The sequence below is a fragment of the Marininema halotolerans genome (assembly GCF_900116235.1).
Classification (GTDB): domain Bacteria; phylum Bacillota; class Bacilli; order Thermoactinomycetales; family DSM-45169; genus Marininema; species Marininema halotolerans.
The window spans coordinates 219435-234852 of record NZ_FPAA01000006.1 but is presented as its reverse complement, the minus strand read 5'-3'; the positions used below and the strand labels follow the sequence as shown (position 1 = coordinate 234852).

At 45.3% G+C, this 15418-nt stretch carries 12 protein-coding genes and 1 riboswitch; of the genes, 3 read left to right on the top strand and 9 right to left on the bottom strand.

Annotated elements, in window-relative coordinates; genetic code table 11:
• From tnpB to CHX35_RS09950, 3 genes are all read left to right on the top strand, one after another.
• Positions 1–851, top strand: an 851-nt coding sequence (gene tnpB / locus CHX35_RS09960; protein WP_091837064.1) for an IS200/IS605 family element RNA-guided endonuclease TnpB, incomplete at its 5' end; no start/stop codon positions are given.
• A gap of 223 nt (positions 852–1074) precedes the next feature.
• Positions 1075–3168: a penicillin-binding transpeptidase domain-containing protein gene (locus CHX35_RS09955; protein ID WP_091837062.1), complete on the top strand. Its 2094-nt coding sequence runs from the start codon at positions 1075–1077 to the stop codon at positions 3166–3168.
• A gap of 94 nt (positions 3169–3262) precedes the next feature.
• A complete protein-coding gene (locus CHX35_RS09950; RefSeq protein WP_091837061.1) occupies positions 3263–4165 on the top strand; it encodes a DUF1002 domain-containing protein in 903 nt (300 codons plus the stop codon).
• Between the two features lie 108 nt (positions 4166–4273).
• Here the strand turns inward: CHX35_RS09950 and CHX35_RS09945 are convergent, their stop codons facing one another.
• From CHX35_RS09945 to CHX35_RS09905, 9 genes are all read right to left on the bottom strand, one after another.
• Complete coding sequence (locus CHX35_RS09945; RefSeq protein ID WP_091837059.1) at positions 4274–4819, bottom strand: DUF6143 family protein; 546 nt, start codon at positions 4817–4819, stop codon at positions 4274–4276.
• A 196-nt stretch (positions 4820–5015) separates the two neighbouring features.
• Positions 5016–5786, bottom strand: coding sequence for a succinate dehydrogenase iron-sulfur subunit (gene sdhB, locus CHX35_RS09940; RefSeq protein WP_091837057.1), 771 nt, complete (start codon positions 5784–5786; stop codon positions 5016–5018).
• Complete coding sequence (gene sdhA, locus CHX35_RS09935) at positions 5783–7558, bottom strand: succinate dehydrogenase flavoprotein subunit (protein ID WP_091837056.1); 1776 nt, start codon at positions 7556–7558, stop codon at positions 5783–5785. Before sdhA ends, sdhB begins: the two co-directional genes overlap by 4 nt.
• A gap of 15 nt (positions 7559–7573) precedes the next feature.
• A complete protein-coding gene (locus CHX35_RS09930; RefSeq protein ID WP_091837054.1) occupies positions 7574–8224 on the bottom strand; it encodes a succinate dehydrogenase cytochrome b558 subunit in 651 nt (216 codons plus the stop codon).
• A gap of 266 nt (positions 8225–8490) precedes the next feature.
• Positions 8491–9612 (bottom strand): homoserine O-acetyltransferase MetX, encoded by a 1122-nt coding sequence (gene metX / locus CHX35_RS09925; protein WP_091837052.1) that lies wholly within the window; start codon positions 9610–9612, stop codon positions 8491–8493.
• Positions 9613–9715: 103 nt separating this feature from the next.
• Positions 9716–9833, bottom strand: a riboswitch (SAM riboswitch).
• Positions 9834–9898: 65 nt separating this feature from the next.
• Positions 9899–10927: an ABC transporter ATP-binding protein gene (locus tag CHX35_RS09920; RefSeq protein WP_091837051.1), complete on the bottom strand. Its 1029-nt coding sequence runs from the start codon at positions 10925–10927 to the stop codon at positions 9899–9901.
• Positions 10928–10942: 15 nt separating this feature from the next.
• Positions 10943–11866, bottom strand: a complete 924-nt coding sequence (locus CHX35_RS09915) for an ABC transporter permease (protein WP_091837049.1) — start codon at positions 11864–11866, stop codon at positions 10943–10945.
• A 3-nt stretch (positions 11867–11869) separates the two neighbouring features.
• Positions 11870–12802, bottom strand: coding sequence for an ABC transporter permease (locus tag CHX35_RS09910; protein ID WP_091837048.1), 933 nt, complete (start codon positions 12800–12802; stop codon positions 11870–11872).
• Between the two features lie 88 nt (positions 12803–12890).
• Complete coding sequence (locus tag CHX35_RS09905) at positions 12891–14540, bottom strand: peptide ABC transporter substrate-binding protein (RefSeq protein ID WP_176392011.1); 1650 nt, start codon at positions 14538–14540, stop codon at positions 12891–12893.
• Positions 14541–15418: the final 878 nt, after the last annotated feature.

Genomic DNA, 15418 nt, shown 5'->3' with positions numbered 1-15418 from the left:
ATGATCGCCCGCGCTTTAAAAGCAAACGCAACCGTGTCCAGTCCTACACCAGTCAGTGCAACCATGGAAAAAAAGGAACGGCTTCCATCGCCATTGTTGCCAATCGGATCAAGCTTCCTAAACTGGGGTGGGTGAAGTTTGCCAAATCTCGTGAGGTAGAAGGGCGAATCCTTTCTGCCACCATCCGACGTCATCCTACGGGAAAGTTCGTTGTATCGGTGTTGTCCGAGGTCCACCCGTGTCCGGTTGTGCCCGTAACGAGGGAGAAAGTCATAGGCATTGACCTAGGGTTAAAGGACTTTGCGATTCTCACCGATGGAACGAAAGTCAAACCGTCTCGGTATTTCCGGCAGTACGAAAGGAAGCTAGCCCACGCGCAAAGGATCATGAGCCGTCGAACTAAAGGCGGTTCCAATTGGCACAAAGCCCGCATCAAAGTCGCCCGTATCCATGAGAAGATCGTAAACGCGCGTCTCGACTTCCTACATAAACTGTCCTCGAAGCTGATTCGTGAAAACCAAACGATTTGCATCGAAGATCTTTCCGTAAAGAACATGGTGAAGAATCACAAGTTAGCCAAATCGATCACGGATGCATCCTGGTCGGAGTTTGTCGCCATGCTCACCTACAAGGCAGAATGGCACGGACGAAACGTGGTGAAAGTAGGGAAACAGTTCCCATCCAGCCAGCTATGCTCAGCCTGTGGCTACCGCAATAAGGACGTAAAAAACCTCAACCTACGAGAATGGACATGTCCTACGTGCCACTCCCATCATGATCGAGACATCAATGCATCCAAGAACATTTTGCAAGAAGGATTAAAGATTCTTGCCGTCGGGACGACGGTCTAAGCTTGGAGTGTATCCTGTCAGTCGATGGGAGTTTCCAAGAATCCCCCACCTCTTAGTGTTAGCGTAGGTGGGGGAGGTTCAAAAAATAATGCCCCGCCATCTTTAAAAATTACCCAATATCAACTTCCAATGGTCAATAAATCCATTCACACACCCTTTAATTAACGATAAAATAGACCTTGTTGCATTCATTAGAGAATGAAATAGAGGTGAAGCTGTACCGATGCACCACCTGAAAGAACGACTTTCCACCTGGCTACGTCAAGTTGGTATAAGCCAAAGAGCAGCGATTCTTCTGTTTGCTGCCATCATCTTCATCGTAGCGGGATTAGGGACCTACTTTATTGTGAGAGACACCGGTCCTGCCCCGCAAACTGTCTTAGACCATTATCTTAAGGATTGGGAAAAAGGCGACTACAAATCCATGTATAGCCTTCTCAGCTCCGATGCCAAACAGGAAATTAAACAAGAAACCTTTATTCGGCGACACCAATCGATTGCCGAAGGAATTAGTCAGAAGGAAATTGCTTTTTCGCTGACAAAAACCAAGGGTGAACCACCAACGATTCCTTTTACAACAACGATTCACTCCAGCATTGTCCCGAAAATCACCTTTAAAAATCAGGCGCACATGGTAAAGGATGATGAGGGATGGCGCATTGCTTGGAAGCCCTCCATGATCTTTCCTAGTTTAAAGGAGGGGGATCGCGTCCGTGTATCTCAAACTCCTGTAGGAAAACGAGGAGAAATCACCACCCGGAATGGGGAACCTTTGGCGATTAACGACGAAAAAACCGCTATTGGGATGGTGCCTAACCAGGTCGAAGACCTCCAAGAAACCAGTAAAGCACTCGCAAAAGCTCTCTCCCTTTCTTATGATGAGGTGTATGACAAAGTGAAGAAAGAAAAAGATGCTTCTTCCTTTGTCAAAGTGCATACCTACACAGAGAAAGATCAAGAAGAAAAGGCAGAGAAAGTTACGAAATCCATTCCTGGGGTAAGTCATCGTGATGCCTCCACCCGACGCTATCCTCAAGGCAGTTTAACTGCCCATGTCACCGGTTATATTCGACCGATCACCAAGAGTGAGTTAGAGAAAAAGAAGAAACACGGGTATGAATCCGGTGATGTTATCGGCCATTCTGGACTGGAAGAGTACCTGGATGATGTCCTTCGCGGAAAACACGGTTATCGGATTGCTACGACTTCCCCAGCAGGAAAAGAACAGTCCCTGATCGCTCTTCGCCCAGGAACTGACGGTAAGGACATACAAACAACCATTGATTTAACGACGCAAAAACAAATGCTTCACGTCATACAACAAAAATCCTCGGATAAGGGAGGCGGCGTAGCCATCGACCCGAAAAATGGGGATCTTCTCGCGATGGTCAGCTCCCCCTCCTATGATCCCAATCTTTTTGTTCAAGGGATGTCCCATTCGGACTGGGAAAGGATCAGTGGATCCAGTCAGCCACTGACTAACCGAGCGAAGATTACGTATGCTCCAGGTTCTACAATGAAGGCTATCACCGCTTCCATCGGACTGGATTCAAAAAAAATAACGCCTAAGACCACCTATAATACGGAATCTGGAAAGTGGCAAAAAGATTCCAGTTGGGGTGGCTATCATGTTCACCGTGTACCGAATCCAGGGGGTCCTATCGATTTAGCAAAGGGCCTCGCATGGTCGGATAACATCTATTTTGCTCGGGTAGGCGTAAAAATTGGTGGCGACAACATGATCGACTACCTGAAGAAGTATGGTTTTGGCAAAGAAATGGACATTCCTTTGGATGTTACCCCTTCACAAATCTCAAATAATGGGAAGTTTAGTGGTGATATTCAGCTCGCTGATACCTCCTATGGTCAGGGACAACTCTTGATCAGTCCTTTACACCTTGCTACCATCTATAGTACGTTTGTGAATGATGGTGACCTATTAAAGCCCCATATTACGATGGTAAAAGGGAAAACCAATAAGATCACGTATTGGGAAAAAGGAGTCATCTCTTCGGATGTAGCCAAGGAGCTCCGGGAGTTACTCACAGGAGTCGTCACACTCCCCAAAGGCTCTGGACGGACACTGCGTACCTCGGGTGTTGAGGTAGGGGCAAAAACGGGCACAGCGGAACTAAAAGCCAGTATGGATGCAAAGGACCAACGACAACTAGGATGGCTTGCTTGGATGTCCCATTCAAAGAAGGATGAGAAACCCGATATTGTTTGTGCCGCCTATGTCGACCAGGTACAAGATCGTGGTGGCAGTCATTATTTATTCCCTGGTGTGAAGCGCATGCTAAAAGAGCGGTACAAGTAAGACCGCCAGATACTATTCCAGAAATATTTATGTGTAACGTGAAACATCTTTTTGCTTTTCAACGTCTATATAGTGGAGAAGGGGGTTTTTATCCATGACCATGTTTAAAAAATGGGCTTCCATTGCCCTTGTTGCCTTACTTGCATTTGCTGCAATCGCTGTTCCGGCAGGATCTGCCTCAGCAGAAACCGGATCAGGAAAAACCGTTGTGACACTTGGTGCTGACCTCAGCCAAGATCAACGTCAAGCCTTACTGCAAGAAATGGGTGTCGACTCCAATGTACAAACGATTAATGTTGGAATTAACGACATTCGTAAATACCTCAATACAGGTTCAAGCAATGGACCAGCTCCCAGTGATAACAAAGCATATTCCTCCGCGCGTATCACCATCATGGACGGCGGAAATGGGATTCAAGTTAAAGCAAAAAATGTTACACGCGTCACCGAGCAAATGTATGCCAACGCACTCATTACCGCCGGAATCCAAGATGCTCAAGTGTATGTCACCTCACCCCATCCAGTGACCGGAACGGCTGCTCTTACCGGGGTCATGATGGCTTTTGAAAAGGCAACCAACAAACAAATTAGCCAAGATCAACGCAATGTAGCCAATGAAGAAATGAAGCAAACTTCGCAGCTAGGTCAAAAAGTAGGCGGAGACAAAGCCGCCGATTTTATGAACCAAGTAAAAGAAGAGATTGCCAAGCAGCAACCCAAAAGCCAAGATGAAGTTCGCGATATCGTCGTCAACGTCGGACGTGATCTCAATATCAACCTCAATAACCAAGACATCAACAACATTACCAACGTCATGTTCCAATTTTCTCAGCTCGATAACATTGACTGGAGCGCGCTCCAAGGTCAACTCCAAGGCCTCAAAGGGGATCTCCAGAAAAATTTCCAAAATATTATCGACTCCCCTGAAGCGCAAGGATTCTTCGATAAGTTGATGAACTGGATCAAGGACTTTTTCAGCTCCCTGTTCAGTGGTTAAACGCCATAAAAAAAGCTTCCGTGCTAATCCCACGGAAGCTTTTTTATGTCTTCATCGATCTACGCGAAACCTCAAACCCATTTTACAAGTTCAACCTCGTATTACAAATCACCCTCTACGAATTGGCACCTCCCACCAACCGATTACACTCCTTGTGATCACTGAACGGATTTCGCTAATAAAAAATCCTAACATCGAACCTCCAGGTGCAACGATATACACGGATGTTTCTGAGTCATCGACTACTTCCGTCTCATTGGGTTTTATTCGACGGGTAAAAAGATAGTTCCCTCCTTTTGGAAAACGATTTACCCTTGGATTAAATTTAAATGTTGCTTTAGGTTGTGGAGGAGGTACTCGCAAAGGCGTTGCATTGGAAGATGCGACTAATTTTGTTGGTATTTTCTTTCCGGGTGGAGACGAATTGATATAGATACGGCCTGTAAATGGCGTAGGTGAAAAATTAGTAAAGGTCAGCCGATCAACGACTAAATTGACCCCCGAATTGGGTGGATTAAACACCCCACCCCATGCATAAGTACGTCCTCCTGGAGTTAACAACTCAGACTGCGCAATAAAATGGCGTCCCTCTACCTGTCGAATGATCCCTGGAGTCGGCGGAAATGCTTGTAGCGCTTTCACCAATTTCTTCACACGCACTCCTCCATCCATATTGTTGCCACATTCTATGTACCACCAATGAGTATGGGGTGGGTAATTGATGATACAGAGTTTAGCCTCCCACTAAACAATTAAGTGAAAATAAAAATCTACGAACAGACTTATCTAATTGAAAATGCATGATAAATTTCATTATAAAAAAACTCCCCCTTATCCAGGGGGAGTTTTTTTAAACGGATAGCCATTTCCGGAAGATCTGTTTTGTGCTTTCCCGGTTCATACGACCAATAGCCGTTGTTAGTGGAATGCCTTTTGGACATGCCTGAACGCAGTTTTGGGAGTTTCCGCATTCTTGGAGGCCACCGTCCTCAGTCAATGCATCGAGGCGCTCTTGTTTGTTCATCCCACCCGTTGGATGACTGTTAAAGAGATCCACTTGTCCTACTGCAAAGGGTCCGATAAAGTCGGATTTCTCGTTGACGTTCGGACACGCTTGCAGACAAACACCACAGGTCATGCATTTGGAGAGTTCATAACGCCATTGACGATCCACTTCGGGCATCCGTGGTCCAGGTCCGAGATCATGGGTGCCATCGATGGGAACCCATGCTTTTACTCGTTTCAAGGCATCGAACATCCGGCTACGATCCACTGCCAGATCTCGCATCACAGGGAAGGTTTTCATCGGTTCGACACGAATGGGTTGGGAAAGGTTATCTATCAATGCAGTACACGCTTGACGTGGGGTTCCATTGATCACCATGGAACATGCACCGCAAACTTCCTCCAGGCAGTTCGCCTCCCAAGAGACCGGGTCTACTTTATTCCCTTTACAGTTTACCGGATTCCGTTGGATCTCCATGAGCGAAGAGTTGACGGTCATATTGGGGCGCCATTCCAACTCAAATTCTTCGACGAAGGGTTGGGAGTCCGGGGAATCTTGCCGAGTAATAATAAACTTTACGGTTTTTTTCTGCGTCGCCGTCGCTGATTGGCTCATGCTTGTTTTGCCCCTTTCTCCTCGGATTGCTTCGCCACATCATAGCGGCGGGCACGAGGTTCGATCAGGGAAGTGTCGACGTCTTCATATTCAAAGACTGGACCATTAGGCGTATGCTTTGCCTTCGTGGTTTTTAGGAACTCTTCATCATTCCGTTCAGGGAAGTCGGGTTTATAGTGAGCACCACGACTCTCATTCCGGTTGTATGCACCAATCGTAATGACACGTGCCAGCTCGAGCATGTTCCAAAGTTGCCGGATGAAGGCAGCGGATTGGTTGTTCCACTTCCCTGTGTCCGTTACATTGATCCGTTTATAACGCTCCATCAGTTCTTGGATCTTGTCATCGGTCGCTTTCAGACGGTCATTGTAACGAACTACCGTCACATTATCCGTCATCCACTCACCAAGTTCTTTATGGATTTTGTAGGGGTTTTCATCCCCATCCATCTTCAGGATGTTGTCGTATTTTTGCTGTTCCACTTCACGTTGGGTATCAAAGACGTTGGAAGAGAGGTCATCTGCTGACTTATCCAACCCACGAATGTACTCCAGCGCATTAGGTCCAGCAACCATTCCACCATAGATACAGGAGAGAAGGGAGTTTGCACCCAGGCGGTTCGCGCCATGGTATTGATACTCACATTCACCTGCTGCAAAAAGCCCTGGGATGTTGGTCATTTGGTTGAAGTCAACCCACATACCACCCATGGAATAGTGAACAGCTGGGAAGATTTTCATCGGCACTTTACGAGGATCTTCACCCATGAACTTCTCATATATCTCGATGATCCCACCCAGTTTAACATCGAGCTCTTTCGGATCTTTGTGGGAGAGGTCCAGGTATACGGTATTCTCTCCATTCACCCCGAGCTTCATATCCACACAGACCTTGAAGATCGCACGAGTCGCAATATCCCGTGGAACCAAGTTTCCATAAGCCGGATACATCTCTTCAAGGAAATACCAAGGCTTCCCGTCTTTATATGTCCAAACACGTCCACCCTCACCACGAGCGGATTCAGACATTAAACGGAGTTTATCGTCCCCAGGAATTGCCGTGGGGTGAACTTGGATAAACTCACCGTTTGCATAGTAGACGCCTTGTTGATAGACCGCACTGGCTGCAGTACCCGTATTAATTAGCGAGTTAGTCGATTTACCAAAGACGATCCCCGGTCCACCAGTTGCCATAATCACAGCATCTGCTTGGAACGAGTGGATTTCCATGCTCCGACGATCTTGCGCAATAATTCCACGGCAACGTCCTTCATCGTCTTGAATAACGGAGAGGAATTCCCACATCTCGTATTTGGTAACTCGACCAGCCACTTCCCAGCGACGAACTTGCTCGTCCAGTGCGTAAAGAAGTTGTTGCCCGGTTGTCGCACCAGCAAAGGCTGTGCGGTGATGTTTGGTACCCCCGAAGCGGCGGAAATCAAGCAGACCTTCTGGCGTACGGTTAAAAGGAACGCCCATTCGGTCCATTAAGTAGATAACTCCCGGTGCTGCTTCAGTCATAGCTTTAACTGGTGGCTGGTTCGCAAGGAAGTCCCCACCATATACGGTATCATCAAAGTGTTCCCAAGGAGAATCGCCTTCCCCTTTGGTGTTAACAGCCCCATTGATCCCGCCCTGGGCGCAAACCGAATGAGAACGTTTTACAGGTACGACGGAAAAGAGGTCGACATCGGCTCCCGCTTCGGCCACTTTAATCGTAGCCATTAAGCCTGCGAGGCCGCCGCCGACGACGATGACTTTCTCTTTCATGATGGCAGTGCCCCTTTCTTAACGATGAGCCAACATACTAGTGAATTCTGGACTGGTAAACGCAAGCATTGCTTGAATACCGATATACGACAGGAGTACAAAAACACCCATCCAAATCCAGGTAGAAACCCGCTGAGCACGAGGCCCGACTGTAATACCCCAACTTACGAGGAAAGACCACATTCCATTAGAGAAATGGAAAACCGCTGCTACAATACCAATGAGATACAAAATAACATTAATCGGATTACTTAGTACTTCTGCAGTCTGATGACTGAGGTCTGCTGCTGACATATCATTCAAAGCAACTTGTAATCGAGTCTGCCACACATGAATCGTGACAAAAATTAAAGTAATGACGCCAGTTACCCGTTGTAACATAAACATCACGTTACGAAAAGTGCCGAAGTTTCCTACATTATTTTGCGCTGTAAAAGCGATATACAAACCGTACACGCCATGATACATCAACGGCAAAAAGATGAAGAAGATCTCCAACACAGCCAAGAACGGAATGTCCCACAACCAGTTTACTTTCTCTTCAAAGGCAGCTGCCCCTTGGGTGGCATGATAATTGGTCCACAGGTGCTCAAGCAAAAAAAAGCCGACTGGGATGACACCCAACAGGGAGTGTAGCCGCCGGTTAAAGAAACTACGGTGCGTACTCATTTTCTTCCCCCTATTGCCCCTTTTAAGGTTGTGCACTTACTTTACACCAAACTCCTCATCAAAAAACTTCTCTCCACAAAAGTGTAACCGGCAAAGTGCCGGTAATCTTTGGAATCACTATGGAATCAAGAAGTTTCATGAGGTTTCATAGTTATTGTACTCCCAAGGTTTAAGACGCGTCAAGGAGCGTGCCAATGGGCTTACTTCCGATATACGACATTTCTTATACCCTCATCCAATCCTGTGAACGAGGCGGAAAGAAGAATTTACCCAAGAAAGTCCCGTGTAGCGGAACCCCATTCATCAAACTCGATCAAAAATGCATCATGTCCATACTCGGATGTCATCTCTAGAAACTGATTGCTTGGATGTACATGTTGAATATGCTGATAAAGTTGCCGTTGTTGGTCAATTGGAAATAAAATATCTTCCTGAAAACCAATCACTAGGACGGGACACTGTAATTGACGAAGCGCTTTCGTCACACCCCCTCTACCCCAGCCCAGGTCGTGGGTATCCATTGCCTTCAATAGCCTCAAATAACTATTGGCGTCAAAGCGTTCGGCAAGTTTTCTCCCTTGATAGCGAAGATAACTCTCAATTTGAAAAACCGAATCCTCCCCTTCCTGCACGCCTGCTTGCAATGCACGGCTAAAGCGTTTTTCAAACAAGGAATTAGTACGATACGTAATCATGCCCATCATCCGTGCAATCGCCAACCCTTTGGTAGGCGGTTGTGCGTAATCATAATTCCCTTGTTTAAAATCTGGGTCGGACACAATCGCTTGCCGACCAATATCATTATAGGCAATCGCTGTCGGTGTCAATGAACTCGCTGTCGCTATTGGAACTAAACGTCCCACACATTCTGGAAAAAGTAATCCCCATTCTAAAACCATCATCCCACCCATGGACCCACCAATGATCGCATGTAGATAAGAAATCCCCAGTACGTCCAAACATCGTTTCTGTACACGTACCATATCCCGGATGCTTACATACGGAAAGTCGGACCGATAATGCTTTCCCGTTTGAGGATTGATCGAGGTCGGACCTGTGGTTCCATTGCACCCCCCCAATACATTCATCGTGATGACAAACCATTTTTCGGTATTAATATACCCCTGGGGACCAATTAATCCTCTCCACCATCCAGGTTTCTCCTCATTTCCAACTGCATGGGCATCCCCCGTTAAAGCATGACAAACTAGCACCGCATTATTCGCGTCAGCAGAGAAGGAACCCGCTGTCTCTACTACGACCTCTACCTCAGGCAATACGACTCCCGAGTCTAATGGAACATCTCCAATTGATACCCGTTGGAGGCTACCCTCACCCTTTGCCACTCCAATCCTGTGATGCCCCGTAGACTTCGTCGTAAATGACATCGTTGTCCCCTCCCTCTTTAACATCGATCACAATAAAAGCCCTCTTCGTTAATACGAAGAGGGCTGGATTACACAATGATTACCATTCACAAACCAGTACCTCTTCTCATCTTCCAGGATGAAGTTTTCACCCTGCAGGAATTAGCACCCTCCCTTCCACTTAAGGAAATGGGGTTGCCGCGGCATCATCGGGCCAGTCCCTCCGCCGCTCTGGATAAGAAGAATAAGGATTTTCAATTTTTTATTTAGCTCATCTTATGATGAACCTCTGTCGGTTGTCAAGCGCTTACTTGGAAGCAATGTTGACCTGCATCGTCCCACGCCCAACCGATGGCGCTTCAGAATGCTCTAACCAACAGGCTACTTGATGAGACCCAGGAATCACCTCGGTCACTTCAGGCATTTCATCATGGCAGATATGCATAGCATGGGGACAACGATCAGCAAAGGGACACCCTTTAGGCGGATCAAAGAGATCCGGAGGCGAGCCTGGGATGGGAGACAGTTCTTCATCCCGTTCAATATCCAGTCGGGGCATCGAGCCCATCAATCCCCAAGTATACGGGTGACGGGAGCGATAAAATACCTCCTCTACCTTCCCTGTCTCTACAATCTTCCCCCCATACATCACGGCAACGCGCTGGGCAGTTTCAGCAACCACACCCAAATCATGGGTAATTAAGATAATGGCCGTTTCCGTTTTGATCTGTAGATCTCTCATTAACTCCAGGATTTGCGCTTGAATGGTCACGTCAAGGGCTGTAGTTGGTTCATCGGCAATCAGAATCTTGGGATTGCACGCAAGAGAGATGGCAATCATCGCCCGTTGCCTCATTCCACCACTGAATTGGTGGGGGAATTGTTTCACTCTCTTTTCCGGTGTGGGAATTCCCACCAAGCGCAACATTTCAATGGCTCGATGCTGGGCTTCATTTTTATTTAATCTTTGATGCCACATCAACCCTTCCATAATCTGTTTCCCAACTGTCATCGTCGGATTCAGGGAGGTCATTGGATCTTGAAAGATCATCCCAATTTCAGAACCGCGGATCTGATACATTTCCTTATCCGATATCTTCGTAAGATCCTTGCCATCAAACAAAATTTCACCCTTTTTTATTTTACCGGGTGGGGATGGAATCAAGCGCATCATGGATTGAGCAGTTACACTCTTCCCACTACCGGATTCGCCCACAATCGCTAAGGTTTCACCTTTTTCTAATTGGAGATTAACGCCTCGTACCGCTTGCACTTCACCTGCATAGGTCTTAAAGGAGACATGTAGGTCCTTTATTTCTAAAATCGGAGTACTCATCCATTCACCCCCTCCTTACTTTCGCATTTTCGGATCAAGTGCATCACGTAAACCGTCACCCAAAAAGTTAAACACGAGCAACGTCATGCTTAAAAAGAAAGCTGGGAAAAAGAGACGCCACCAGTCATCCATCAAGATCACAATGAGGGAATCACTGATCATGGTTCCCCAACTGGCAAAGGGAGCTTGGATCCCTAGACCCAAAAAGCTTAAGAAGGCCTCAGCAAAAATCGCTGTCGGTACAGTAAAAGTGATCATGACGATAATGGGACCCATTACATTCGGAATTAAATGTTTAAACATTAAGCGTCTGGTACTTGCCCCTAATGTTTGCGCTGCTAACACAAATTCCTGTTCCTTCAGCTGTAAGATCTGTCCTCGCACCAACCGAGCCATATTAAGCCAACCCGTAATGGTCAGGGCAATTAAAATCGGGATTAACCCGGGATCATTCATCACAACCAAGATCAAAATCACAATGAGTAGGTAGGGAAGCCCCCAGAGCACATCGACGATTCGCATCATGAACTCATCGATTCGGCCCCCTTTAAAGCCAGCAAATCCTCCCCAGAGCACGCCAATCACTAAATCAATCAGCGCTGCAGAAAATCCAACGATGAGGGAGATTCGCGCACCATACCAGACTCTTACAAACACATCCCGACCCAGGTCATCCGTACCAAAGAGGTGTTCGCCCGAGGGAGGGAGATTTTTGCCCGTTGCAAGGTTTTGTTCATAGTAGCTATAGTCCTGAAGATAGGGGCCAATAATCGCCATCAGAATCAGCAGTGCTACTCCAATCAAACCCACGATCGCCAGGCGATTTTTCCGTAAACGGCGCCACACATCCTGCCAGTAGGTTACACTGGGACGTGAAAGGACCTCCATCGCTGCCTGCCTCTTTGGAGAAGGTTCAAATCGTTGTGCTGGTATCCCCATCGGTTAGCTCCCCTCCCTTCCACTCACTTTAATACGCGGATCGATCCAACCATACATCAAATCCACAATGAGATTCATTAAGATTAAAAAACTGGCATAGAAAATGGTTGTACCCATAATCACCGGATAATCACGATTTGTGATGCTCTCTACAAAGTATTTTCCCATGCCTGGAATTGAGAATATTTTTTCAATGACAAATGAACCGGTTAAGACAGCGGCAATTGCTGGTCCCATAATGGTTACGACTGGAATAATTGCATTTCGGATCGTATGCCGACTCACCACTCGCCAGGGAGGAAGTCCCTTGGCACGGGCGGTGCGAATATAATCTTGGGTGACGACATCTAACATGCTTGAGCGCATCAAACGAGCAATCAACGCCACCTGCCCTAAGGCGAGCGCACTCGCAGGTAAAATGATTTGTTCAGGTTTCCCCCACCCTGCTAGCGGTAATAACCGCCATTCAAGCCCCAAGTATTTTTGTAAAAATGGCGCCAATACAAAACTGGGGACGGAAATTCCGATGACTGCAAGAATCATCATCGCATAATCGGGTAGACGCCCTTGCCAAAGAGCGGCTACAGATCCCATCAATACACCCGCACATAAGGCCAAGAATACCGAGTACCCTCCAAGTTCTGCTGATATGGGGAACCCATCCGAGAGCATGTCATTTACTGTTCGGGATGTATTGTTAATTGAAAAACCCAAATCAAAGGTAACCAGGTTTTTTAAATACGTGACATACTGTTCTGGAATAGACTTGTCCAACCCATATTGTGCTTTTAAATTGGCGATGGTTTGAGGCGGATACTTTTTCTCTGAGGTAAAAGGATCCCCAGGAATACTTTTCATCAGTACAAATGTTAAGGTGGCAATTACCCATAATGAAAGCAACATCAGAACCACTCGTCTTCCAATAAAGTGAAGCAACGACCTCACCTCCTGTGTTGTCAAAGCCCAGGAATTGGCAAAGTCACTCCATAAAAGGAGTGACTTTGCTTATCCTAGCTGAGTTTGTTTAATGTTCAGTCAGATAAGCTTCAGTGTAGTAAACGTTTCCATCGATACTTCGTTTTACATTTTTCACGTAATCCTTTTCCATATAGACACGCGTATACCAATAAAGAGGTGCCACCGGCATATCTTCCATCATAATATCCTCTGCCTGGTGCATCGCTTTCATCCGTTGATCTTGATCATTGCTAGATTTCGCCTTTTTAATCAACTTATCAAATTTCTTATTACTATACTTGGCATCATTTTGACCAGAACCTGTCATATACATGTCCATGAATGTCATGGGGTCAATATAATCTGGCAACCAACCTGTTCGAGCAAAATCATAGTCTCCAGATTTCTTTTTCTCAAGGAAAACTTTCCATTCCATATTGGCCAATTTCACATCAACGCCCAGGTTCTTTTTCCACATTTGCTGAAGAGCTTCCGCAATTTTTTTATGACCATCGTCCGTGTTATAACTGAAAGTCACCGTTGGCATGTTATCCAGACCTTCTTCTTTCAGACCTTCTTTTAGTAATTTTTTCGCTTTCGAAGGTTCTGCAGTCGGCTTCAAATACTGATCATGGTTTTTAACCCATTCCTTATCCGAACTAAAATCTGGCATTCCCCAAGGCACCCAGCCATCAGCAGGCTCTTGTCCTCCTTGGGTAACATTTTCCACAATCGATTTCCGATCAATGGCTAAAGCAAAAGCACGTCGAACCTTTGCATTGGTAAACGGCTTTTCCTTGGTATTAAAGTCAATGCCATAGGATGCAGGATTGGGATCAGCTTTTGCTTCTTTTTTATCAAGGAGAGATTTCGTTAGATCCGAAGGAACGATATTGCCATTCCCTTCATCCAGTTCTCCTGATTCAAATTGCTGATAACCTGTTTTCGAATCCGCTACAAAGGGAAAGTTGATTTGGGTAATCTTCACTTTTTTCTTCTTGTAGTATTGATCGTTCTTTTCTAAAACAATTTTTGAATTGTGTTTCCATTCTTTCATCTTGAATGCACCATTTGAAACATAGGTACTTGCTTCGCCTGCCCAGTTTTTATCCTTCTCTGCTACCTTCTTGTTTACAGGAAGTAACGCGTAGAACGCAGTCAAACTAGGGAAATAGGGCGTTGGTTTTTCCAAGGTGACTTTAAGCGTCTTATCATCGACTGCCTTCACACCTACATCGTCCACTTTTGCTTTGCCTTGATTGTATTTTTCGCCATTTTTCAGATAGTAAAGTTGGTAAGCGTAGATTGCTGCGTTTTTCGGATCGAGCATACGTTTCCACGCATATTCAAAATCCATGGCGGTCACAGGATCGCCATTAGACCATTTGGCATCCCTTAAGTGGAAGGTGAACTCACTACTATCTTCGTTGGCCTCCCATTTTTCTGCGATTCCCGGAAGTACTTTTCCTTCCGTGTCGGTCGTGGCAAGCCCCTCCATCATTTGGGAAAGAACCAACCCTGAAGCACTATCTTGTGCTTTTAACGGATCCAGACCCGGTGGTTCACTTGACATACTCCCAACATTGAGGACCTGCTCTTTGGCCAGATTACTGTTTCCTTTTCCTGCATCGCTACTTTCATTGCCCGTACAGGCAGTCAGTAGAACTAACATCAGAGCCATGCAGATACCCAGCCATTTGATTAAGCTCTTCGACATGAGATATAACCCCCTTGAGAAATAAACAAACAAATTTGTTTGCAAGCGACCCGTTCTCGTTTGGAAAATGAAGGAATTCCAACAGCAAGGTTGAACGGGCCATCGCCCCATTAATTTATATTCCATTATGTTGAGAAAAGTCCTGCAAAATAGACCGAAGTTTTTATTTATTAAAAATAAATATATATTTAATTTATTTGAATTTTTTATGCATTAAAATATTTATTTATATTAAATTATTTAATTAATCAAAGGTATTATTGATATATTATTTAAAGTTCATAATAATTTTTTAATATTATCTTCTCGATTGACTATTATTACCATTCTAAAGCATCCCAAAAACACTTCCGTTGGGTACTTCAGAATGGAAGTAATCAAATAGAAGACCCATCTACTCACATAAAAAAATTCTAATATTATACAGACAACCCAACCGCAAGTACATAAGTCTTTCTTGCAAAAAGTTCTTTCTCATATGCCATCAAAGGAAATGCCTTAGAGAAAATATACAAACACAGCCTGCAGGACAGATTCAATCAATTGGCGAAGGAGAAACACAAGGTCGACCCGGTCAACTTTGAATGGCTGAAAATGTGATAGATTGAACATTCTAGTCTTCACATCCTTCCGTGAAAAAATTACCTCCGTTCTCTATAGTAGGTGGTAGTGTAAATTTATTTTTTATGCATAAATATAATAGTTAGGTGAATTACCAGCACATAAAATCGCGCTTATTTTTAATTTTGTTTGATTAATCGGATAAAAAATAAAGAAATCCCCAACGAATCTGCTAAAGTAATCATTATCGATCTGCTACCCTTTTTCTCATTGTCGATACTGCTGTTGTGAATGAAAACATACCTATAAGCCGCGGC

What these genes read in the sequence shown, in the direction of transcription:
- CHX35_RS09930 (WP_091837054.1), bottom strand. Translation starts at nt 8,224, where the DNA reads ATGAGTACGCACCGTAGTTTCTTTAACCGGCGGCTACACTCCCTGTTG.
- CHX35_RS09950 (WP_091837061.1), top strand. Translation starts at nt 3,263, where the DNA reads ATGACCATGTTTAAAAAATGGGCTTCCATTGCCCTTGTTGCCTTACTT.
- metX (WP_091837052.1), bottom strand. Translation starts at nt 9,612, where the DNA reads ATGTCATTTACGACGAAGTCTACGGGGCATCACAGGATTGGAGTGGCA.
- CHX35_RS09915 (WP_091837049.1), bottom strand. Translation starts at nt 11,866, where the DNA reads ATGGGGATACCAGCACAACGATTTGAACCTTCTCCAAAGAGGCAGGCA.
- sdhB (WP_091837057.1), bottom strand. Translation starts at nt 5,786, where the DNA reads ATGAGCCAATCAGCGACGGCGACGCAGAAAAAAACCGTAAAGTTTATT.
- CHX35_RS09905 (WP_176392011.1), bottom strand. Translation starts at nt 14,540, where the DNA reads ATGTCGAAGAGCTTAATCAAATGGCTGGGTATCTGCATGGCTCTGATG.
- CHX35_RS09955 (WP_091837062.1), top strand. Translation starts at nt 1,075, where the DNA reads ATGCACCACCTGAAAGAACGACTTTCCACCTGGCTACGTCAAGTTGGT.
- CHX35_RS09920 (WP_091837051.1), bottom strand. Translation starts at nt 10,927, where the DNA reads ATGAGTACTCCGATTTTAGAAATAAAGGACCTACATGTCTCCTTTAAG.